The 21,969-nt window shown below is 64.9% G+C and carries 19 protein-coding genes; 5 read left to right on the top strand and 14 right to left on the bottom strand.

The features are described from left to right. Positions 1–26 precede the first annotated feature (26 nt). Positions 27–1,754, top strand: coding sequence for an acyl-CoA synthetase (locus RMET_RS05335; RefSeq protein WP_029309929.1), 1,728 nt, complete (start codon positions 27–29; stop codon positions 1,752–1,754). Here the strand turns inward: RMET_RS05335 and RMET_RS05330 are convergent. Then, positions 1,751–2,602: a ferritin-like domain-containing protein gene (locus tag RMET_RS05330; RefSeq protein ID WP_011515848.1), complete on the bottom strand. Its 852-nt coding sequence runs from the start codon at positions 2,600–2,602 to the stop codon at positions 1,751–1,753. The genes RMET_RS05335 and RMET_RS05330 overlap by 4 nt on opposite strands. Before the next feature lie 125 nt (positions 2,603–2,727). On the opposite strand from RMET_RS05330, the gene RMET_RS05325 reads away from it, so the two are divergent. The 3 genes from RMET_RS05325 (at position 2,728) to RMET_RS05315 (ending at position 4,846) form a co-directional block, all read left to right on the top strand. Further along, complete coding sequence (locus RMET_RS05325; RefSeq protein WP_008650087.1) at positions 2,728–3,252, top strand: gamma carbonic anhydrase family protein; 525 nt, start codon at positions 2,728–2,730, stop codon at positions 3,250–3,252. A gap of 49 nt (positions 3,253–3,301) precedes the next feature. Then, entirely contained in the window at positions 3,302–4,306 is a 1,005-nt protein-coding gene (gene hslO / locus RMET_RS05320; protein ID WP_011515847.1) for an Hsp33 family molecular chaperone HslO, read from the top strand. Positions 4,307–4,450: 144 nt separating this feature from the next. Further along, a complete protein-coding gene (locus RMET_RS05315; RefSeq protein ID WP_011515846.1) occupies positions 4,451–4,846 on the top strand; it encodes a hypothetical protein in 396 nt (131 codons plus the stop codon). Between the two features lie 98 nt (positions 4,847–4,944). On the opposite strand, the gene ftsB is transcribed toward RMET_RS05315, so the two are convergent. The 12 genes from ftsB to edd form a co-directional block, all read right to left on the bottom strand. After that, the gene (gene ftsB, locus RMET_RS05310) at positions 4,945–5,286 is read right to left on the bottom strand and encodes a cell division protein FtsB (protein WP_008650101.1); all 342 of its coding nucleotides are present in this window, start codon (positions 5,284–5,286) and stop codon (positions 4,945–4,947) included. Between the two features lie 205 nt (positions 5,287–5,491). Continuing rightward, complete coding sequence (gene eno / locus RMET_RS05305; protein ID WP_008650102.1) at positions 5,492–6,781, bottom strand: phosphopyruvate hydratase; 1,290 nt, start codon at positions 6,779–6,781, stop codon at positions 5,492–5,494. Between the two features lie 64 nt (positions 6,782–6,845). Further along, on the bottom strand, positions 6,846–7,136 hold the full coding sequence (locus tag RMET_RS05300; protein WP_008650103.1) for a DUF1330 domain-containing protein: 291 nt from the start codon (positions 7,134–7,136) through the stop codon (positions 6,846–6,848). A 128-nt stretch (positions 7,137–7,264) separates the two neighbouring features. Continuing rightward, positions 7,265–8,134: a 3-deoxy-8-phosphooctulonate synthase gene (gene kdsA, locus RMET_RS05295; protein ID WP_011515845.1), complete on the bottom strand. Its 870-nt coding sequence runs from the start codon at positions 8,132–8,134 to the stop codon at positions 7,265–7,267. A gap of 25 nt (positions 8,135–8,159) precedes the next feature. Beyond that, positions 8,160–9,809, bottom strand: a complete 1,650-nt coding sequence (locus RMET_RS05290; protein WP_011515844.1) for a CTP synthase — start codon at positions 9,807–9,809, stop codon at positions 8,160–8,162. A 175-nt stretch (positions 9,810–9,984) separates the two neighbouring features. Further along, positions 9,985–10,806, bottom strand: a complete 822-nt coding sequence (locus RMET_RS05285; protein WP_011515843.1) for an alpha/beta hydrolase — start codon at positions 10,804–10,806, stop codon at positions 9,985–9,987. 47 nt (positions 10,807–10,853) lie between these two features. Next, complete coding sequence (locus RMET_RS05280; RefSeq protein WP_011515842.1) at positions 10,854–11,660, bottom strand: hypothetical protein; 807 nt, start codon at positions 11,658–11,660, stop codon at positions 10,854–10,856. A 126-nt stretch (positions 11,661–11,786) separates the two neighbouring features. Further along, positions 11,787–12,644: a transglutaminase family protein gene (locus RMET_RS05275; protein ID WP_196776406.1), complete on the bottom strand. Its 858-nt coding sequence runs from the start codon at positions 12,642–12,644 to the stop codon at positions 11,787–11,789. An 84-nt stretch (positions 12,645–12,728) separates the two neighbouring features. Then, positions 12,729–13,682: an alpha-E domain-containing protein gene (locus RMET_RS05270; protein WP_011515840.1), complete on the bottom strand. Its 954-nt coding sequence runs from the start codon at positions 13,680–13,682 to the stop codon at positions 12,729–12,731. Between the two features lie 131 nt (positions 13,683–13,813). After that, positions 13,814–15,289: a circularly permuted type 2 ATP-grasp protein gene (locus RMET_RS05265; protein WP_011515839.1), complete on the bottom strand. Its 1,476-nt coding sequence runs from the start codon at positions 15,287–15,289 to the stop codon at positions 13,814–13,816. 225 nt (positions 15,290–15,514) lie between these two features. Next, positions 15,515–16,030 (bottom strand): gluconokinase, encoded by a 516-nt coding sequence (locus RMET_RS05260; protein WP_011515837.1) that lies wholly within the window; start codon positions 16,028–16,030, stop codon positions 15,515–15,517. Positions 16,031–16,201: 171 nt separating this feature from the next. Further along, positions 16,202–18,091, bottom strand: a complete 1,890-nt coding sequence (edd, locus tag RMET_RS05255; protein WP_011515836.1) for a phosphogluconate dehydratase — start codon at positions 18,089–18,091, stop codon at positions 16,202–16,204. 298 nt (positions 18,092–18,389) lie between these two features. On the opposite strand from edd, the gene RMET_RS05250 reads away from it, so the two are divergent. Further along, a complete protein-coding gene (locus tag RMET_RS05250; RefSeq protein WP_011515835.1) occupies positions 18,390–19,406 on the top strand; it encodes a MurR/RpiR family transcriptional regulator in 1,017 nt (338 codons plus the stop codon). On the opposite strand, the gene RMET_RS05245 is transcribed toward RMET_RS05250, so the two are convergent. Further along, positions 19,373–21,928 carry a DNA internalization-related competence protein ComEC/Rec2 gene (locus RMET_RS05245; RefSeq protein ID WP_011515834.1) on the bottom strand — a complete coding sequence of 852 codons (2,556 nt, stop codon included), beginning with the start codon at positions 21,926–21,928 and terminating at the stop codon, positions 19,373–19,375. The two genes, RMET_RS05250 and RMET_RS05245, sit on opposite strands and share 34 nt — an antisense overlap. Between the last annotated feature and the right edge of the window lie 41 nt (positions 21,929–21,969).

The following is a 21,969-nucleotide window of genomic DNA, read 5'->3' as shown; positions in this document are numbered from 1 at the left end:
GCGACCGACAACCTGGAGACAACCGGATGACCGCCTTGCCGGCCACGCGGCGCGACGACTATCGCGCACTGCACGATTCCTTTCACTGGGACGTGCCCGAGATATTCAACCTGGCCGAAGTCTGCTGCGGCCGCTGGGCACGCGATCCGGCCACGATGCACCGCATCGCGGTCTACACGGAGCACGAGGACGGCCGACGCGCCTCGCATACCTATGCGCATATCCAGGCCGAGGCGAACCGTCTTTCGCGCGCCCTGCGCGAACTCGGCGTGCAGCGTGGCGACCGCGTGGCCATCGTCATGCCCCAGCGCATCGAGACCGTGATCGCCGGCATGGCCGTCTACCAGCTCGGCGCGGTAGCCATGCCGCTGTCGATGCTGTTCGGCCCAGAGGCCCTGTCCTATCGGATCGACCACAGCGAGACCCGCGTGGCCATCGCCGACGAGACCTCGATCGACAACATGCTCGCCGCCCGCCCCGACTGCCCGACGCTGCGGACAGTCATCGGCGTGGGTGACGCAACCGGGCGCGGCGATCTGGACTGGGACACGCTGCTGGCCGCGCAGATCCCCGAGTTCACCGCCGAGCAGACCAAGGCCGAGGAAGCCGCGGTGCTGATCTACACCAGCGGCACCACCGGCCCCCCGAAAGGCGCGGTCATCCCGCATCGCGCACTGATCGGCAATTTGACCGGCTTCGTGTGTTCGCAGAACTGGTATCCGCAGGACGACGACGTGTTCTGGAGCCCGGCGGACTGGGCCTGGACAGGTGGCTTGTGGGATGCGCTGATGCCGGCGCTCTACTTCGGCCGTCCGATCGTCGGATATCAGGGGCGATTTTCTGCGGAGCGCGCGTTTGAACTGCTCGAGCGCTACGGTGTCACCAACACGTTCCTGTTCCCGACCGCGCTCAAGCAGATGATGAAGGCCTGCCCGACCCCGTCGGACCACTACCAGCTCAAGCTGCGGGCCATCATGAGCGCCGGCGAGGCCGTCGGCGAAACGGTTTTCACCTGGTGCCGCGATGCGCTGGGCGTGATCGTCAACGAGATGTTCGGCCAGACCGAAATCAACTACATCGTCGGCAACTGCACCGCGCAGTACGACGAAAGCCGCCTTGGCTGGCCTGCGCGACCTGGGTCGATGGGACGCCCCTACCCCGGCCATCGCGTGGCCGTGATCGACGAGGACGGCCGCCCCTGCCCGCCGGGCGAGGATGGCGAAGTCGCAGTCTGCGCGACCGATATCCACGGCCATCCCGATCCGGTGTTCTTCCTGGGCTACTGGAAGAACGAAGCGGCCACCGCGGCCAAGTATTCGGAATATGACGGCCTGCGCTGGTGTCGCACCGGTGACCTCGCGCGAATCGACGCGGATGGCTACCTCTGGTACCAGGGCCGCGCGGACGACGTGTTCAAGTCATCCGGCTACCGCATCGGGCCGAGCGAGATCGAGAACTGCCTGCTCAAGCATCCGGCGGTGTCGAACTGCGCCGTGGTGCCGTCGCCGGACCCCGAGCGCGGCTCGATCGTCAAGGCGTTCATCGTGCTGACGCCGTCGGTGACGCGTTCCTTCGATAACGATGCGGCGCTGATCGCCGAACTCCAGCAGCATGTGCGAGGCCAGCTTGCGCCGTACGAGTACCCGAAAGCGATCGAATTCATCGACCAGTTGCCGATGACCACTACCGGCAAGATCCAACGCCGCGTGTTGCGGCTGCAGGAACAGGAGCGCGCCGAAAAGCCAGCCGGCTAGCCCGCGGAGGCCTCGAGCCAGGCCAGTTCGTCCTCGTCGAAACCGGCCGCACGGCGAGCCTCGAGATTGAACGGGCCGCGCAGCTTTGGCGCGCGGTACTGTTCGGCAAGCCGCGCGTACGTGGCGATCGGGTCCAGCCCTCGCTGGGCGCAGAGCCAGCGGTACCAGTGATTGCCAATGGCCACGTGCCCGACTTCGTCGCGCAGGATGATGTCGATGATCTCCGCGGCCGCGGTATCGCCCACCTCGGCCAGCTTGGCACGCACTGGCGGCGAGGCGTCGAGCCCACGCGCCTCCAACGTGCGCGGCACCAGCGCCATGCGCGCCAGCACGTCGCCCGAGGTGCGATCGGTCATCTCCCAGAGCGAGTTATGTGCCGGATAGTCACCATAGGTCGCCCCGAGCGTGGCGAGATGGTCGGCCAGTAGCGTGAAATGGAGTGCCTCCTCGTCTGCCACGCGAAGCCAGTCGCGGTAGTACGCCTCCGGCATCCCCGCAAAGCGCCAGACCGCATCGAGCGCCAGATTGATCGCATTGAATTCGATATGGCACAGCGCATGGATCATCACCGCGCGGCCGGCCAGGGTGTGTAGCGAGCGCCTGCGGTCCACCTGCTGCGGGGGCACCAGTTCGGGCCGCTCCGGGCGGCCCGGGATCGCCGCCGAGCCTTCGGCCACCAAAATTTCATCCACATCCGTTACGGTGCCCCCGTGCGCCTGCAGATCGGTATAGAGCGCGCGCGCAGCGGCCGCCTTGGCCCTGGCGTCGGTGATACACAGCACCGCCAGCGCCCGGCGGCGCGTGGCAAGTGGCGAATCGGCGATTTCGGCGGGTGCGATGTCTGGCATAGGCGTAAAATCCGGGAAGCTGTCATTGTAGAGCCTCGCCGGTGCCACGCCGGCCCACGGGAACCGGCTCTTTTAATCGCGACGGCCACCCCCAATTACCTACATTGCTTCAGGCAGGAGACCCCATGGCGCTTTACCAGCTCGGCGAGATCGCCCCGACCATTCACGACGATGCCTACGTGGCCGCGGAAGCCACCATTATCGGCAACGTGACGCTAAAGGCACGCGCGAGCGCCTGGCCTGGCGTCGTGATCCGTGGCGACAACGAACCGATCGTGGTGGGCGAGGATACGAACATCCAGGAAGGCTCCGTGCTGCACACCGACCCGGGCCGTCCCCTGACGCTGGGCGACAAGGTCTCGATCGGCCACCAGGCCATGCTGCACGGCTGCACGGTCGGCGAAGGCTCGCTGATCGGTATCCAGGCCGTGGTGCTGAATGGCGCCGTAATCGGCAAGGAGTGCCTGGTCGGCGCCGGTGCCGTCGTGACCGAGAACAAGGTGTTTCCTGACCGCTCGCTGATCCTGGGCGCGCCCGCCAAGGTGGTGCGCGAACTGACCGATGCCGACGTGGCCAACCTCTATCGCAATGCGGAGACGTATGCGAAGCGGCAAGCCACTTACAAGACCGATTTGAAGCGTATCGGCTGATACCGATACGCCGGATTGACATTGCTTTACGCGAAAGACTGATAGAACCGTGACCGCTACATCGAATCCCGACACACTCCAGAAATTCCTGTTCGACGCTGCCCCCGTGCGCGGCGAGCTGGTCCGCATGGAGGCCACCTGGCAAGAAGTGCTGAACCGCCATGCCTACCCGGCACCGGTGCGGCGCCTGCTGGGCGAGATGATGGCGGCCGCGGCGCTGCTATCGGCCAACCTCAAGTTCAACGGTGCGCTGGTGATGCAACTGCACGGCGACGGCCCGGTGCGGATGCTCGTGGTGGAGTGCCTGTCCGACCTGTCGATGCGCGCCACGGCCAAGATTGCCGAGGACGCCACGATTACCGACGATGCCACGCTGACGACGCTCGTCAACGCGCATGGTCATGGTCGCTTTGCCATCACGCTAGACCCGCAAGACAAGCTGCCGGGCCAGCAACCCTACCAGGGCATCGTGCCGCTTTCCGACGAGAACGGCCCGCTCGACTCGATGGCCGCAGTGCTCGAACACTACATGCAGGCGTCCGAGCAGCTCGACACCCGCCTGTGGCTTGCCTCGAATGAGCAGGTCGCCGCGGGCATGTTGCTGCAGAAGCTGCCGTCCTACGGCGGCACGATGGAAGCGCAGGTTGGCGAAACCGGTTCGCCGCTCTCCGGTGATGTGCAGGCGCAGGACCTGGATACCTGGGATCGCGCGTGCCAGTTGGGCGCCACGCTCAAGCAGGACGAACTGCTGGCCGAGTCGCCTGAGACCCTGCTGCGCCGCCTGTTCTGGGAAGAACTGCAGAATGCTGGCCTGCGGGTCTTCGAGCCAATGACGCCGCATTTCCAGTGCTCGTGCTCGCGCGCCAAGGTCGCCGGCATGTTGCAGTCGCTGGGCCAGGCCGAAATCGAAAGCATCATTGCCGAACGCGGCGACGTGGAAATCCATTGCGACTTCTGCGGCCAGCGCTACGTGTTCGACCCGGTGGATGCCGCGCAGCTCTTCACGCTACCCGTGGCAACGGGCGCAGGCGAAGGCGCGCAGCAGCAGCACTGAGCATCAGTCCACTCCCCTGCCCCATCAGGGAGAAGGGGAAAAGACCACGGGTATGTCAAAGGTTCCGGATATGCGCGGAACCACATACCCGCGCTCGCGGGTCCAATGACACTCCCGAACCCCAGCTGCCGGACGGAGGCCGACATGACCAAGACGTATCGTTCCCGCGCACTGCCCTGGCTGGTCATTGCCATGGCGGCGATGATCACCGGCTGCGCAGCGCCCGTTCCACGCGATATGTATGGCAGCCCTGCCACCGCGCGCCTGGAGCCCGGTTCGACTCCCCCCGCCCCACTGACTGACGAAGAAAAGCAGCAGCTCACAGAGCTGAACCAGCAAGTGCTGCGCGAGCAGGAGCATGTGATCGCCAGCCAGCAGCAGGCCGAAGCCTGGGCGCGGGCAGCTTACGCCTACCCGAGCACAAACTGGAATCTGTACTACGGCGGATGGGGCGGTGGCCACTGGGGTGGCGGCGTGGGAATTAGCTCGCCTGGCTGGGGCTGGGGCGGTTACCCGTACGGCTCCCCGTACTGGTGGTGATTCAGAAGAAATCGAAACCGCGCCGCAGGAATGCGCAAACGCGACTGACCTAGCGGTCAAGGTCGCGCATCGACATCAGAATAGTCCGGAAAAGCCGGTTAATGTCCGCCGCGTCCCGCGACGGAATTGGGTGGCGGCGGCAGCGGCGGCGTGGCGCTGACTTTCGGAGCCGGCGCCACGAACTGGACGAAGACTTCCCCGTCCTTGACCATGCCCAGCTCATAGCGGGCACGCTCCTCGATGGCACCCGTGCCATCCTGCAAATCCTTCACTTCCCCTTCCAGCTTGGCATTGCGCAGCTTGAGCGCCTGGTTGTGCACGGTCTGCTCGTTGACCTGACGATTCAGATCCCACACGCGTAGCCAGCCGCCCTTGCCCAGCCATAGCGGGTACTGGATTGCGAGCAGCAGCACGAACAACAGCAGGGAAATCAGGCGCATCGGGGCGAAGAAGGCGCTAGGAAAAGGATGATTTGGCGATTTCCGCCGGGACCAATGATCCACCAAGCCGCCAAAGATTGCAAAACAAAAGACGATACAAAGCGAAACAACGGCGCAACAGGCATCCAGTTGACAACAAAAAAAGCGCCGCCCCGGTGCTCCGGGGCGGCGCTTTTTCTGGAACTCAGAACACTAACCGGCGATATCAGCGCAGGTTGTAGAACGTGCTCTTGCCCGGGTACGTGGCGATGTCGCCCAGGTCTTCCTCGATACGCAGCAGCTGGTTGTACTTCGAGATGCGGTCCGAGCGCGACAGCGAACCGGTCTTGATCTGGCCGGCGTTCGTGCCGACGGCGATATCGGCGATCGTGCTGTCTTCGGTCTCACCCGAACGGTGCGAGATCACGGCGGTGTAACCGGCGCGCTTGGCCATCTCGATAGCAGCGAACGTCTCGGTCAGCGTGCCGATCTGGTTGATCTTGATGAGAATCGAGTTGCCGATGCCCTTCTCGATGCCTTCCTTCAGGATCTTCGTGTTGGTCACGAACAGGTCGTCACCCACCAGTTGGACGCGCTTGCCCAGCTTGTCGGTCAGCGTCTTCCAGCCTTCCCAGTCGCCTTCGGCCATGCCGTCCTCGATCGACACGATCGGGAACTTGTCGCACAGGTTGGCCAGGTAGTCGGCGAACTGGGTCGACGTCAGCTTCAGGCCTTCGCCTTCCAGCGAGTACACGCCTTCGGCTTCGTGGTAGAACTCGCTGGCGGCGCAGTCCAGCGCCAGCAGCACGTCCTCGCCAGCCTTGTAGCCAGCCTTTTCGATGGCCTGCACAACCGTGTTCAGGCACTCCTCGTTCGACGAGAAGTTCGGGGCGAAGCCGCCCTCGTCGCCCACGGCGGTGGACATGCCCTTGTCGGACAGGATCTTCTTCAGCGCGTGGAACACTTCGGCGCCGCAACGCAGAGCTTCACGGAAGCTGGTCTGCGACACGGGCATGATCATGAATTCCTGGATGTCCAGGCTGTTGTTGGCGTGCGCGCCACCGTTGACGATGTTCATCATCGGCACCGGCATCTGCATCGCGCCCGAACCGCCGAAGTAGCGGTACAGCGGCAGGCCGGCTTCCTCGGCGGCTGCCTTGGCCACGGCCATCGACACAGCCAGCATGGCGTTGGCGCCCAGGCGGCCCTTGTTCTCGGTGCCGTCCAGTTCGATCAGCGTGCGGTCCAGGAAAGCCTGCTCGGAGGCATCCAGGCCCATGATCGCTTCGGAGATCTCGGTGTTGATGTGCTCGACAGCCTTCAGCACGCCCTTGCCCAGGTAGCGCGACTTGTCGCCATCACGCAGTTCGATGGCTTCGCGCGAACCGGTCGATGCACCCGACGGTACGGCAGCACGGCCCATCACGCCCGACTCCAGCAGCACGTCGCACTCGACGGTGGGATTGCCGCGCGAGTCGAGAACCTCGCGACCGATGATATCTACGATTGCACTCATATTTCCTCTCTGGACTGTTGAATCTGGTGAATCTTCTTACCGCGCAGGATGCCCGACGAATATGTCAGATGCCTTCCACGACGATCATGTTCATCTTCGCCGCATGCTCGCGGGACTTGCGCGCCGCCAGGTATTCCTCGCTGGCGTGGAACGCGCGGGCGGCTTCGTAGCTCTGGAACTTCAGGACCACGACCCGCGTGGGGCCCCAATCCCCCTCGAGCCGTTCGGTCTGGCCGCCACGCACCAGCACTTCCGCGCCGTGCGCCTGCATGGCTTTCGTGGAAAGCACCTTGTACTGCTCGTACTGCTGGGGATCTGTCACATCGACGTACGCGATGATATAACCGGCGGCCATGCGCTATCTCCGAATCTTTTGTATTGTCTTTCGATACCGTTTCGTCGGCATTGATGCCGGACGTCCGGCAGAGGCACCAGAAACGGCACCGCCCGCGTCAGGCGCGGGCGGCAGTTGCCAAGGCAGACTCAGGCGCAGGCCGGCCAGCCGAAGTTGTCTTCCAGGAAGCCGGCACGCTTGACCATGCCGTCGAGATCGCGCAGCACGGTCAGCAGTTCCTTCATGCGCGACAGCGGCACGGCGTTGGGGCCGTCCGACATCGCCTTGCTCGGATCGGGGTGGGTCTCCATGAACAGACCCGCCACGCCCGTAGCCACCGCGGCACGCGAGAGCACCGGCACGAATTCGCGCTGGCCGCCCGAACTGGTGCCCTGGCCACCCGGCAACTGCACCGAATGGGTGGCATCGAACACCACGGGGGCGCCCGTCTCGCGCATGATCGCCAGGGAGCGCATGTCGGAGACAAGATTGTTGTAGCCGAAGGAAACGCCACGCTCGCAGGCCATGAACACGTCATCGGGCAGACCCGCCTCACGGGCGGCGTCACGCGCCTTGTCGATCACGTTTTTCATGTCGTGCGGTGCCAGGAACTGGCCCTTCTTGATGTTCACCGGCTTGCCGCTCTGGGCGCAGGCACGGATGAAATCAGTCTGGCGGCACAGGAAGGCCGGCGTCTGCAGCACATCCACCACGGCCGCGACGGGCTTAATCTCGTCGATCTCGTGGATGTCGGTGAGCACCGGTACGCCGATCTGACGCTTTACCGTGGCCAGGATCTCGAGACCCTTTTCCATTCCGAGCCCGCGGAACGACTTGCCCGACGACCGGTTGGCCTTGTCGAACGACGACTTGTAGATGAACGGAATGCCCAGTTCACCCGTGATCGCCTTCAGCTCGCCGGCCGTATCGAGCGCCATCTGCTCGGACTCGATCACGCACGGACCAGCGATCAGGAAAAACGGCTTGTCGAGGCCGACGTCGAATCCACACAGTTTCATGGCAGTTTCCTTCCCCACCAGCGCCTCAGGCGCCTTGGCGTTGCGCGGCGAGCGCGGCTTCCACGTAGGCCTTGAACAGCGGGTGGCCATCACGCGGCGTCGAGGTGAATTCCGGGTGGAACTGAACGCCGACGAACCACGGGTGCATCGATTCCGGCAGTTCCATCATCTCCGGCAGGTTCTCGGTCGGCGTGCGGGCCGAGATCACCATGCCAGCCTTTTCCAGCTCCGGCACGTAGTGGTTGTTGACTTCGTAGCGGTGACGATGACGCTCGTTGACTTCGGCGCCATAGATCTGCGAGGCCTTGGTGCCGGTCTTGATGGGTACCCGCTGGGCGCCCAGGCGCATCGTGCCGCCGAGATCGGAGTCTGCCGAACGCTGTTCCACCTTGCCGTCGCGATCGACCCACTCGGTGATCAGCGCGACTACCGGGTGTTCCGTGTCGAGGTTGAATTCGGTCGAATTGGCGTCGCCCATGCTGGCAACGTGACGCGCGAATTCGATCACGGCGAGCTGCATACCCAGGCAGATGCCCAGGTACGGCACCTTGTTCTCGCGGGCATACTGGATCGCGCGGATCTTGCCTTCGGTACCGCGCTTGCCGAAACCGCCCGGTACCAGGATGGCATCCAGCGGCTGCAGCACTTCGAGGTGACCCGACTCGAGTTCTTCCGAATCGATGTACTCGATGTTCACGCGCGTGGCGGTATGCATGCCAGCGTGGCGCAGCGCCTCGATCAGTGACTTGTACGACTCGGTCAGGTCGACGTACTTGCCAACCATGCCGATCGTGATCTCGTGCTCGGGGTTTTCCTGTGCCTTGACCAGCTTCTGCCACATCGACAGGTCAGCCGGCTTCGGGTCCAGACGCAGTTCCTCGCAGATCAGGCGGTCGAGGCCCTGCTCGTTGAGCATCTGCGGAATCTTGTAGATGCTGTCGGCATCCCAGACCGAGATCACGGCTTCCTGCGGGATGTTGGCGAACAGCGAAATCTTGGCCCGCTCGTCGTCCGGAATCGGGCGGTCGGCGCGGCACAGCAGCGCGGTCGGCGAAATGCCGATTTCGCGGAGCTTCTGCACCGAGTGCTGGGTCGGCTTGGTCTTGAGCTCGCCGGCGCTGGCGATGAACGGCACCAGCGTCAGGTGCACGAACGCGCAGTGATTGCGGCCAAGGCGCAGGCTCATCTGGCGCGCGGCTTCCAGGAACGGCAGCGACTCGATGTCACCCACCGTGCCGCCGATCTCCACCAGTGCCACGTCGGCCTTGCCGTCGTGCGACGCGGCAGCGCCACGCTCGACGAAAGCCTGGATTTCGTTCGTGATATGGGGAATGACCTGAACGGTCTTGCCGAGGTACTCACCGCGGCGTTCCTTGCGGATCACCGATTCGTAGATCTGGCCAGTCGTGAAGTTGTTCGACTTCCGCATCTTGGCCGACACGAACCGCTCGTAGTGCCCCAGGTCGAGGTCGGTTTCCGCGCCATCTTCGGTCACGAACACCTCGCCATGCTGGAAGGGGCTCATCGTGCCGGGATCGACGTTGATGTAGGGATCGAGCTTGAGGAGGGTGACTTTGAGGCCGCGCGACTCGAGAATAGCCGCGAGCGAAGCAGCAGCGATGCCCTTGCCGAGAGAAGAGACGACGCCACCGGTGACGAAGACGAATTTGGTCATAAACCGAGCTTGCCGGGGAAATCGGGATTATACATGAGAGCCCGATCCCCGCCGACGCCGAATTTGTGAAATCGAGGTGTCGGCCCGGCACGCAATGGCGGTCTGCGGCGCATACGTCGCACTGCACGCCGTACCACAAGCCAAGCCGGCGCCGCGCGCGCCGGCTTCCCAGACTTCAGCGCCCGGACTTGCGCATTTCCTCGATCAGGTCCCGCACCAGGCCGGCGGTCTCGAGGGGCCGCTCCATTGGATACAAGTGGCCGCCTTCGATATAGCGCAGCCGGTCGCCCACAAGCTTGCGGGTTGCGCCGAGTCCCGCCTGTCTTACCTCGCGCGAGCGGGTGCCGGCAACGAAGCTGACCGGGATCGGCGCGCCACGCGCGACCTTGCGGCCGAGGCTGGTCGGCAGCGTCCTGTAGATCCAGTATTCGACCTCACGATCGAAGCGCAGCTTGCGTTCGTTGGCCACACCAGTGGGCTCGGTACCATGCTCGGCGTAGTCGCGTAGAACCTCGGGGTCCCATACCTTGAAATTGCGCTTGGACTGGAAATGACTCCAGACCGCGTCGGTATCGGGCCAATGGGTGCGCCGGTTCTTGGTCACGGCGGCGGGGCCCGGCTTCTCGTCGAGTCCCAGCATCTGGGACGCGCGCACCAGCGACGCTTTCCAGCCGGCGATGATTGGCGAATCCAGCATCACCACGCCCCGCACCCGCTGCGGCCGACGCAGCGCAGCCATCAGCGAGAGGAAACCGCCCAGCGAATGGCCAACCAGCCAGACCTTGGGCGCGTCGGCACCGCTCCGCCCCGGGCGATCCAGCTCGCCAAGCAGTTCGTCGACCAGATGCGGCCACTCGCGCGTGACCGGAAACTTCGGATTGTGGCCGTAACGCTCGACGGCGCGGATGTCGAAGGTGTCCTCAAGCGCGCCGAACAGCTTGCGATAGATCGGCACCGGAAAACCGTTGGCGTGGGAAAAGAGCAGGATGTCGCGCATGGCGGCAGATCGATGGAATGGGTCGGAAAAACCTGGAATGAAAGGAATCAGCTTCGGTCGCGGCGGGCCCGTACCGGCTGGCCCCAGCGATCGGCTTCGTCGCGCGCCAGCGGGAATTCGGCCTGCTGGCTCGCATCCCATTCGGGATTGGCGATCTCGCCGAAAACCTGGCGCAGGCGCTGGCCCCAGGTGTCGCGGATCATGCGGAAGTATGCGTTCTTCTCGTCGATGCTGACGAAGCGCGTCACGCGGAGCGAATCGGCCTCGTAGACCAGCAGGTCGAGCGGCAAACCGACCGAGATATTCGACTTCAGCGTGGAATCCATCGAGACCAGCGCACACTTGGCCGCCTCGCCCAGCGGCACCGACGGCGTGATGACACGGTCGACGATCGGCTTGCCATATTTGGCCTCGCCAATCTGGAAGTAGCAGTTCTCGGGCGTGGCCTCAATGAAGTTGCCTGCAGCGTAGACATGGAACAGGCGCATGCGCTCGCCCCGGATCTGCCCACCGAAAATCAGGTTAACGCTGAATTCGATGCCAGCCTCGCGCAACGCATGGGCATCGCGCTTGTGCACGGCGCGCACCGCCTCGCCGACGATGGTGACCGCCTCGAACATGTCGCGCGCGGTCCACAGCGAACGTTTCTCGTCGCGCGCCTCGGCCAGGCATTGGCGCACAGACTGGCTGATCGCGAGATTGCCCGAGGTCAGCAGCACCATGACGCGGTCGCCCGGCTCCTCGAATACGGTCATTTTGCGCGCGGTGGAAATGGCATCCACACCGGCGTTGGTACGGGAATCGGACAGGAATACCAGACCGGCATCCAGCCGCATGGCTACACAGTACGTCATGGGTTCGGGTTGACAGAGGCGCGACGGCAACGCCCCATTCTAGCCGCACGGCAGGCGCAACGGCGGTGTATGAATACCGAAGGATTACTCTGCCGCCGCACTTCGAACCAACCTGGCTTCGCCATTTCAGGCCAGCGGCGTGATCTCGATGTCGACTTCCATTGTTTCCCCCGCCCCGCCTTCGAGGATGCCCCGGATTGGTGCGGCCGAGGCATAGTCACGCCCCACAGCAAGGCGGACGTGGCGCCCATCGGTGATGCAGCGATGCGTGACATCGATGCTGCACCAGAGCCCGCGGTCCGCATCCAGGCAGATGTCGGCCCAGGCATGACTGGCCAGCGAGGCTGCGGCCGCATCGTAGAAGTAGCCACTGACATAGCGCGCCGGAATACCGAGCGCGCGACATGCCGCCACCATAACCTGTGCCTGATCCTGGCAGACCCCGCTGCCTAGCCGGAAAGCCTCGACGGCGGACGTGCCGACATCGGTCGTATTGGCCCGGTACTGGACCCGCTCGGCGATGCCATCGGCCAATGCCAGCAGGGCCGGCACCTCGTGGCCAGCGGCCAGGTACGGGGCTGCGAACGCCTGCATGTCCGCAGGCGCCTGTGTCAGCGGCGTGCCCGATAGAAAATAGAGCGGCGACACACGCGACTCACCAGCTTCGGGCAGGTCCTGGAAAGCGCCATGACCGCCCTCCCCGGCCTCGGCGCCCGCCTGGCCCGTTGGGGCTGGATCGATCCTGACCTCGACCTCGCCGGTAGCAACGATCGCAATCGTACGGGCCGGGCCGGCCATCGTGAAGTTGTGGACGATATTGCCGAAACCGTCACGCGCTTCGGACAAGTTACCCGGCGCGGAAAGCGTCCAGTACTGCACGGACTGCAGTGGGCCACTGCGGGGCGCCAGACGCAGCTCATGCACGCTGCGGCGCACCGGCTCGGTGTATCGATAGATGGTCTTATGGTGGATCTTGTATTTCACGGGTATATCTCGCGCCACATGCATGCCGGCCCCAGACGGGGATACCGCACACCCGGCGCGTGGCGCCGGGGGTTCCTGCAACGGTCAGGCAGCTAGCAGCGGCACGAGGAAATCCCGGCTGATGCCATTGCCGAGGTCGCCGATGCGCTCCAGGAAGCTGGTCAGGTAGGCATGCAGGCCGACGGCGAAAATGTCGTCGATGCGCGCGTACTTTAGGTCTGCGTGAAGTTTACCAGCCTGCCTTTCGGTCTCCGCCGACTGCTGGTTCGACACCAGCGCCAGGATCGCGACCACTTCGTCCATGCTGGAAACCAGCGAACGCGGCATGTCGGGCCGCAGGACCAGCAGTTCCGCCACGCGCTGCGGCGTGATCACGGCACGGTAGATCTTGCGATAGACCTCGAAGCCGGAGACCGACCGCAACACGGCCGCCCAGTGATAGAAATCGTTCTGCTCGCGGTTCGGATCGCTATCATCGCGGCCCGAGGCCTGGAACTTGACGTCGAGAATCCGCGCGGTGTTGTCGGCCCGCTCCAGGAAGGTGCCAAGCCGCATAAAGTGGAACGCGTCGTCCTTGAGCATGGTGCCGAACTGGACGCCACGGGCCAGATGCGAGCGGAACTTGACCCACTCGAAGAAGCGCGAGGGATCCTCATGCAGCTCGCCATCGGCGATCATGCGCTGGACGTCGAGCCAGGTGGTGTTGATGGTCTCCCAGACCTCGGTCGTCAGCGATCCACGCACCGCGCGCGCATTCTCACGTGCCGCACGCAGGCAGCTCATGATCGACGAGACATTGGTCATGTCGCGCACCATGAAGTCGATCACGTCGTCACGGTGCAGCAGGCCGTACTTGTGGTCGTAGGCCTCGGTCAATTCGGAGATATCGAGCATTGCCCACCAACCCTGTTCGGCCACCTCCGCCGATTGCGGCAGCAGCGAAGTCTGGTAGTTGACGTCGAGCATGCGCGCGGTGTTCTCCGCGCGTTCGGTATAGCGGGCCATCCAGAACAGGTGGTCGGCGGTACGGCTCAGCATGGTGAAATCTCCCGGCAAACAGCGTCTGTGGACTTAGAAGCCGTTGCAGATTGAAGCGAAGCGGTTCTGGCCAGGGTGAAGCGGTACGGCAAGGCCGCGCAACGACGCCAGAATCATTCTGAAACGGCTTCCTAGCGTTCCAGCACCCAGGTGTCCTTGGTACCGCCGCCCTGGGACGAATTGACCACGAGCGAGCCCTCTCTCAACGCCACCCGCGTCAGCCCGCCCGGCACCATGCGCACCTCCTTGCCCGACAGCACGAACGGGCGAAGGTCGATATGGCGCGGCGCGATGCCCGCATCGACATAGGTCGGACAAGTCGACAACGCCAGCGTCGGCTGCGCGATGTACTGCTCGGGGCGCGATTTCACGACCTCCCGGAACTGGTCAATCTCCGCGCGCGTCGCAGCCGGTCCCACGAGCATGCCGTAGCCGCCGGCGCCATGCGTTTCCTTGACCACAAGATCCTGCATATGGTCGAGCACGTACTGCAGATCATCCGGACGCCGGCACATGTAGGTCGGCACGTTCGACAGGATGGGTTCCTCGCCGAGATAGAAGCGGATCATGTCCGGCACGTACGGGTAGATCGACTTGTCGTCGGCCACGCCCGTCCCGATCGCATTGCTGATCGTCACGTTGCCGGCACGGTAGACCGAGAGCAGCCCGGCCGCACCCAGCGCGGAATCGTGGCGAAAAACGAGTGGATCGAGAAAATCGTCGTCCACGCGCCGGTAGATCACGTCGATACGCTGCGGCCCCTGCGTGGTGCGCATGTAGAGGTGGTCGTCCTCGACGAACAGGTCATTGCCTTCCACCAGTTCGACGCCCATCTGCTGGGCCAGGAACGCGTGCTCGAAATAGGCTGAGTTATACATGCCCGGCGTGAGCACGACGACGGTCGGATCGGCGATATTCTGCGGCGACACGCTGCGCAGCATGTCCAGCAGCAGATCGGGATAGTGCGCCACCGGGGCCACGCGGTTGCGGGCGAACAGATCGGGGAACAACCGCATCATCATCTTGCGGTTCTCGAGCATGTACGACACGCCCGATGGCACCCGCAGGTTGTCTTCGAGAACGTAGAACTCGCCCTCGCCCGCACGTACGACGTCGATGCCGGCCACGTGCGCGTAGATGTCACGAGGCACGTCGATGCCCAGCATTTCCGGGCGGTACTGCGCATTGTTGTAGATCTGGTCCGGCGGAATCACGCCGGCACGGATGATGTCCTGCCCGTGGTAGATGTCGTGGATGAAGCGGTTTAGCGCCGCAACGCGTTGCCGCAGGCCGCGCTCGAGCGTGCCCCACTCGCTGGCCGGGAAAATGCGCGGGATCACGTCGAACGGAATGGTCCGCTCGGTCCCGCTGTTGGACTCATCCTTGTCGCCGTAGACGGCAAAGGTGATACCCACGCGCCGGAAGATCAGATCCGCTTCCGCGCGCTTGTTGCTCATCGTCGCCGCGGACTGCCGTCCCAGCCATTCGGCAAAGTTCCGGTAGTGGGGCCTGACCGCCCCCGACGGCAGCGCCCGCCCGGCCTCGATGGCCTCGGTTGCTCCGTCCTCTCGCCCTTCCAGCATCTCGTCGAAAAACCGCGCCGCCATGATGGCCGCTCCTTCGTGAAATTGGGCGCCTTGCCGCGGTTGTCCTCCGGTGGTTGTCTCCCGGTTACTGCCTGATACCAACCGCCGCCGCCCGTTTATCGATGCCTTGTCGAGTCGACTCCTTCAGCATATCCGTACCGGCTGAACCCGCAAGGGGTTGCACACAAGTGACACGCGCCGGCACACAGAAACGATTTAGCAAGATGCTTGCCAGCCACAAGTTATTCAGGGCGCCTTCCCGGAACAGGCGGCCGATGCCGGCGGGCATTTTTCCAGAATATCCTCGACCAGTGCCTCGGGAGTGCGGCGAATATCGAGCACGAGCGCGTCGCAAGGCTCCTCCAGGGTCTCGAACTGGCTCTGGAGCAGCGCGGGATTGAAAAAATGGTCGGTGCGCGCGGACAGGCGGCTGCCGATCGTCGAGGCGTCGCCCTTCATGAACACGAAGGTCACGCCGCCGTCGGCCGGCAGCAGGCGGTCCCGATAGACCTGGCGCAGCGCCGAACATGTGAACACGTGGGTGCGGCCCTCGGCGCGGGCGGCGTCGATGGCGGCCCGCATCGCGTCCAGCCAGGGCCAGCGGTCGTCATCGGTCAATGGGATGCCGGCGTGCATCTTGGCCTTGTTGGCGTCGCTGTGGAAGCTGTCCGCGTCGTGGAAACCGCAATGAAGACGGTCCGCCAGCATCTGGCCGACCGTGCTCTTGCCGCTGCCGGAAACGCCCATCAGGATATAGATCATGTCTGCTCCATCGATCATGTGTCGGATGGTGTTGCCATCCTTGTCGGTAGCCTTCGGCCACGTCGATGTGGCGCGAAGGTGCTTCCGGGGTGCAGCGCGTGCTGCCGGGCACCCCGGAAGAGTACGCAAGAGAAACGGAATGATTGGCGCGAGCGCCGCCTGACGGCCCGCCTATTGTGCGACGGCGGACGCCGTTTGGACAGCGGGTGCCAGAGCATCGGCTTCGGACAGGTCCAGCGCGCTGCCCCCCTCCTCGGCGGCCCGCGCATGGCGGCGGAACAGGCCGAACAGGCCCCGGCCCATGCTGAAACGGGTGAATTCGTCGACTGGCGCCGCTGCCGGCACTCGCCCGGCAAAGTCAGCCTGGGTGGCAGCATCACCCACCAGATCGAGCGTGCCCGCCAATGCGTCCACGCGAATGACGTCGCCGTCGCGCACCCGAGCCAGCGGCCCGCCTGCCAGCGCCTCCGGCCCGACATGGATCACGGCGGGCACCTTGCCCGACGCGCCCGACATGCGGCCATCGGTTACCAGCGCGACCTTGCGTCCGGCATCCTGCAGCGCGCCAAGCGCGGGGGTAAGCCGGTGCAACTCGGGCATGCCATTGGCATTCGGGCCCTGGAAGCGCACCACGGCCACTACGTCACGATCAAGTTCGCCTGCCTCGAAGGCGGCCTGCAGCGCTTCCTGCGAATCGAAGACTCGCGCCGGCGCCTCGACCACTCGGTGCTCGTCGGCCACGGCCGAGACCTTGATCACCCCGCGCCCCACGTTGCCCGCCATCAGCCGCAGCCCCCCCTCGGGTGAGAACGGCGCCGACGCTGGCGCCAGCACCGACTCATCCCCGCTCGTGGCCGGGCCAGCCCGCCAGCGCAGCACGCCATCGTTCATGACCGGCTCCTCGGTGTAGCGCTTCAGGCCGGGGCCCGCCACGGTCTGCACGTCCTCGTGCAGCAGACCGGCGTCGAGCAGTTGGGCAATCACATAGGCCACGCCGCCCGCTGCGTGGAAATGGTTCACATCGGCCGAGCCATTCGGATACACACGCGCCAGCAATGGCGTGATCGCTGACAGGCAGTCGAAATCGTTCCAGTCGATCAGGATGCCGGCGGCGCGCGCCATCGCCACCAGGTGAATCGTGTGGTTGGTCGAGCCGCCAGTGGCCAGCAGGCCAACCATCGCGTTGACGATCGCCCGTTCGTCGACAATCTTCGCCAGCGGGGTATAGGCGTCACCGCGAGCGATCAGGGCCAGCGCCCGCTGGGCTGCCGCGGCGGTGAGCGGGTCACGCAGGCCGCTGTCCGGATGCACGAACGCCGAGCCGGGCATGTGCAGGCCCATGATCTCCATCAGGAACTGGTTGCTATTGGCGGTGCCATAGAAGGTGCAGGTACCCGCGCCGTGATAGGCGGCGCATTCGGCCTCCAGCAACGCATCGCGCCCGACCTGCCCGGTGGCATAGAGCTGGCGCACACGCGCCTTTTCCTTGTTCGACAGGCCCGTTGCCATCGGCCCGGCCGGGGCGAACACGATCGGCAGATGGCCAAACTGCAGCGCCCCCATCAGCAAACCCGGCACGATCTTGTCGCACACGCCCAGCATCAGCGCTGCATCGAACGTGTTGTGCGACAGCGCAACGGCCGTGCCCATCGCGATCGCATCGCGCGAGAACAACGACAACTCCATGCCGGCGTTGCCCTGGGTAATCCCGTCACACATGGCCGGCACGCCACCCGCCACCTGCGCCACGCCACCCACGGCGCGCGCGGCCTCGCGAATCACGGCCGGGTAACGCTCATAGGGCTGGTGGGCGGACAGCATGTCGTTGTAGGCGGTCACGATGCCGAGATTCGGGGCATGTTCGACCCGCAGCTTGAGCTTATCGTCCGAAGGCAGTGCGGCGTAGCCGTGGGCAAGGTTCGCGCAGGACATGCCGCGCAAGGGCCCGAGTTCCTGCTGGGCGCGCTCGCATCTGGCTAGATAGGCCGCCCGGCTGGCGCGACTGCGGTCGACGATACGTTGCGTGACGGCCAGTACCTCGGCAAGAACGGCTTGGGACATGTTGGAGTTCTTCCTGGTGGGGAAACCGAGGCATCCATTGGACGCTCGGCATGTAGAATTTCTACATTATATCCATGAGATTCACGCTACCGGAAGACAGGAGCCTCAGGGCAAGCGGCAATTCTATGGGAAATCCGGGTAAATCCCGAGCACACCCCCCGGCGCAAACCCTTCCGGCAACCCTCGCAATCTGTGTAGAATCTCTACATTACCGAGGCTGCACTGAAGCCAGCCCAGGGGCACCGGCACAACCGGCGCCCCCCCAATACCCTTACGCACGATCCCGCACTCCCTCACCATGCGCGACAGAATCCTTGCCGTCTACGACTCGCTACGCCCGTCCGAACGCCGCCTGGCCGATTACGTGGCACGACACGGTGCGAGCGTCATCCGACTGACCATGCCGGAACTGGCGGACCGGGCCGGCGTCTCGCAGCCGACGATCGCCCGCTTCTGCGCCGCGCTTGGCTACGACGGCTTCAAGGAGTTCAAGCTTCAGTTCGCACAGAATGTGGGGGGTGGCACGCCCTTCGTTCACCAGGACGTGGAAGCCGACGATCGGCCCGCCGATATCGCCGGCAAGGTGTTCGACCGCACCATCGCCACGCTGATGTCCGTGCGAAACGCACTGTCCGCCGACCAGATCGAGCACGGTATCCGGCTACTGGCCGGGGCGCGCCGCATCGAGTTTTATGGCTGCGGCAACTCGGGCATCGTTGCGCTCGACATCCAGCACAAATTCTTCCGCCTGGGCATTCCCACCACGGCTTACTCGGACCCGCACGTGTTCAGCATGTCCGCAGCGCTGCTGCGTCCGGGCGATGTCGCCGTGCTGGTGTCCAACAGCGGCCGCACATGGGACATGCTCACCGCCGCCACTCTGGCACGCAGCAGCGGCGCCAGCGTGCTGGCGCTGACCCATAGCGGATCACCGCTCGCCCGCCTTGCGGACGTCTGCGTCTTCTCCGACGTCGAAGAGGACAGCGAGGTCTATACGCCCATGACTTCGCGCATCTGCCATCTCGTGCTCGGCGACGTGCTGGCCGCAGGCGTGGCGCTAGATCGTGCCGACTCGGTCGCCGCAGGCCTGCAGCGAGCCAAGGCACATCTGCGCGAGCGCCGGATTGCGGGTGCCGATCCGGCGCCGCTGGGCAAGACCCCAGCAGCGGCCTCGGCCACAACTGCATCCGAGGCGACATCACAGTCAATCAAACCGAGCCGGGCGGCGCGTCGCCCGACTAAGTCCGACAGCCCTGCCAACAAGACGACCAAGCCCGCCGCTCACCGTGGCGCGGGCGGCGCGTCTCGCCAATAACGGCGCTGTTGCTGACGGAACGACGTCACCACGTAGTCGCCGCCGCCCGTGACGATCGACACCGCGCCGGTTTCATCGGTGCGATACCGCGCCGCGCCCGCACGCGCGTACCGCCGCCAGACATCTTCACGCGGATGCCTGTGCCGGTTCGCGAAGCCAAGCTGAAACACCGCCACTTCGGGTTGTACAGCCCGCAGGAATGCCGCATGTGAAGACGTGCCACTGCCGTGATGCGGCACCAGCAGGAAATCCGCACGCAATCGCTCACCTAGTTCGCTATCGATCAGCCGCCGCTCCTCCGATACACCAATGTCGCCGGTCAGCAGCAGGCTGCGCTGCGCCGTTGCCACGCGGAGCACACAACTCCGGGCGTTGGCCGACAAGCGCTGGCGCGCCAGACCCTCTTCCGTCGGGTGCAGGACCTCAAAGTCCACGCCATCCCAACGCCACGCAACGCCATCCAGACACGGCTGCCACGCGCGCCCCTGCAGCAAGCCTGGCAGTGGCTTGTTCCCAGGTCCTTCCGCCGTCAGCCCCCGCGCTACCGGCACGGCCTGCAGCACGGCTTCAACGCCGCCCGCGTGGTCGTCATGCTCATGGCTGACCATCAGCATGTCCAGATGCCGCACCCCGGTCGCGCGGAGATAAGGCACGATCACCTGACCACCTGCGCTGGCACCCGACACATACGAAGGCCCAGTGTCGTAGAGCAGCACGTGACGGCGCGTTTCCACAAGCACGGCTGCACCCTGCCCGACGTCGAGCGCTGTCACACGCATTTCCCCTTCCTCCACCGGCTCGGGCCCGGCCGAGAGCATCGGCACCATCAGCAGCACGCCCAACCAGCGCGGCACGATCTGCACTCGCCTGGCACCTTTCGCATCCGACGGACGGGGGATGAGCAGGACGTAGACACCAGCCAATGCCAGCCCGGTCGCCACCGGACCCGGGTGCGCGGCCTCCCATACTGCCCACGCGGGCGCGGCCAGCCACGCGAGTCCCCCAACCAACCACTCCAGCGCTTTGTGGGCGATCCACAGCAGCGGCGCAGCCCAGCCAGGCGGCAACACCGCGCCAGCAAGCGCCAGCGGCGTAACAAGCAGACTAACCACCGGGATCGCCACGGCATTGGCGAACACGGATACCACCGAGACCTGCCCGAACAGCAGAAGCGTCAACGGTACGAGCCCGATAGTCACCGACCATTGCGTGCGCGCCGCCTCGGCAGCCACGCCGCCAATCCGACTCACCCAGCGGCTCACACAGCGGCTCACACAGCTTTTCGGATCCGCCTGCCGCTCCTCCACCGCCCCTCCATCCCCACTGCCGTCGCCCCGCGCGCCCAGGAAGATCACCGCCACCGCGCCAAATGACAGCCAGAAGCCCGGTGACATCACCGCCCATGGGTCGATGGCTACCGCGATCCCCGCCGCCCAGGCGAGCACTACCGTCGGCGGTGGCATCCGCCCGCTCCACAGCGCCACGGCAGCGACCATCAGCATCGATACCGTGCGCAGCGCCGGGATCTGCATGCCCGCAATCAGCCCGTAGCCGAGCGCCGTCTGCACCGCTACCACCATCGCCACCTTCTGCGCGGGCCAGATCAGCGGCAGCGGCCGCCGGAGCTTGCGTCCGATGCCGAACGAATGGCGCCAAAGCATGCCCGCGAGCGCCGCAACTGCCCCCGATATCATCGTGATGTGCAGCCCGGAGATGCTGACCAGATGGGAGATGCCGGTGCGCCGGAACACATCCCAGTCCGCCTGCCCAATGCCCCGCTGATCACCGATCACCAGCGCGACGAGCACTGCCCGGTATTGCGCATCGGATGGCAACGCCGCCCACAAGCGGTCACGCAATCCGGCCCGCCACTGCGTGATCCGGATCGACAACGGCATCGCGGCATCACGATTCAGCAACTGACCGTGGCGTACATAGCCCGTCGCCCCGATGCCTTCGGCAAGCAGCCAGTAGCCATAGTCGAAACCATGCGGATTCGCGAGACCGCGCGGTCTGCGCAGACGGACCGTCAACCGATGGCGCTGGCCGGGCTGCAGCACCTCCGGCGGATCTCGCCACGTCAGCAATACCCTGGGCGGCAATGGCGCTGTTGACAGTGGCGCCACCCCTGCGTGGCGATCTCCCATCGCCACGCCACCCGACGCCCCGCTCTCCACCGTGAACAGGAACCGCGTGCCGTGCGGGGCCGCGTCCGGCAATCCGCTGACAACACCGTCGATGATTTGATCACGCCCTGCCAGTGACGGGTCCAGCCAGGCACCGAGCCGCATGTCCGCCCGCCACGCCGACCAACCCAACCCCACGATTGCCGCGATTGACAGGCTCACCAACCATCGAGCCCAGACTACCCACCGCGCCCCACGCCCGCGCACCCCCCAAACCCCAAACAGTCCAACCAGCGCAAAACACCCCCAAACGACCCAATCCCATGGCCCCGGCAGTGCCGCCTGCTGCTGCAACCACCAGCAGCCCACCACGAACGCGAGCAGCACTGCACGCATAGCAAGGCACGCCCCCGCATCTGATTGCTGAAGGGCTTATT

The organism is Cupriavidus metallidurans CH34 (assembly GCF_000196015.1).
Classification (GTDB): Bacteria; Pseudomonadota; Gammaproteobacteria; order Burkholderiales; family Burkholderiaceae; genus Cupriavidus; species Cupriavidus metallidurans.
This window is presented reverse-complemented; position numbering and strand designations above follow the sequence as displayed.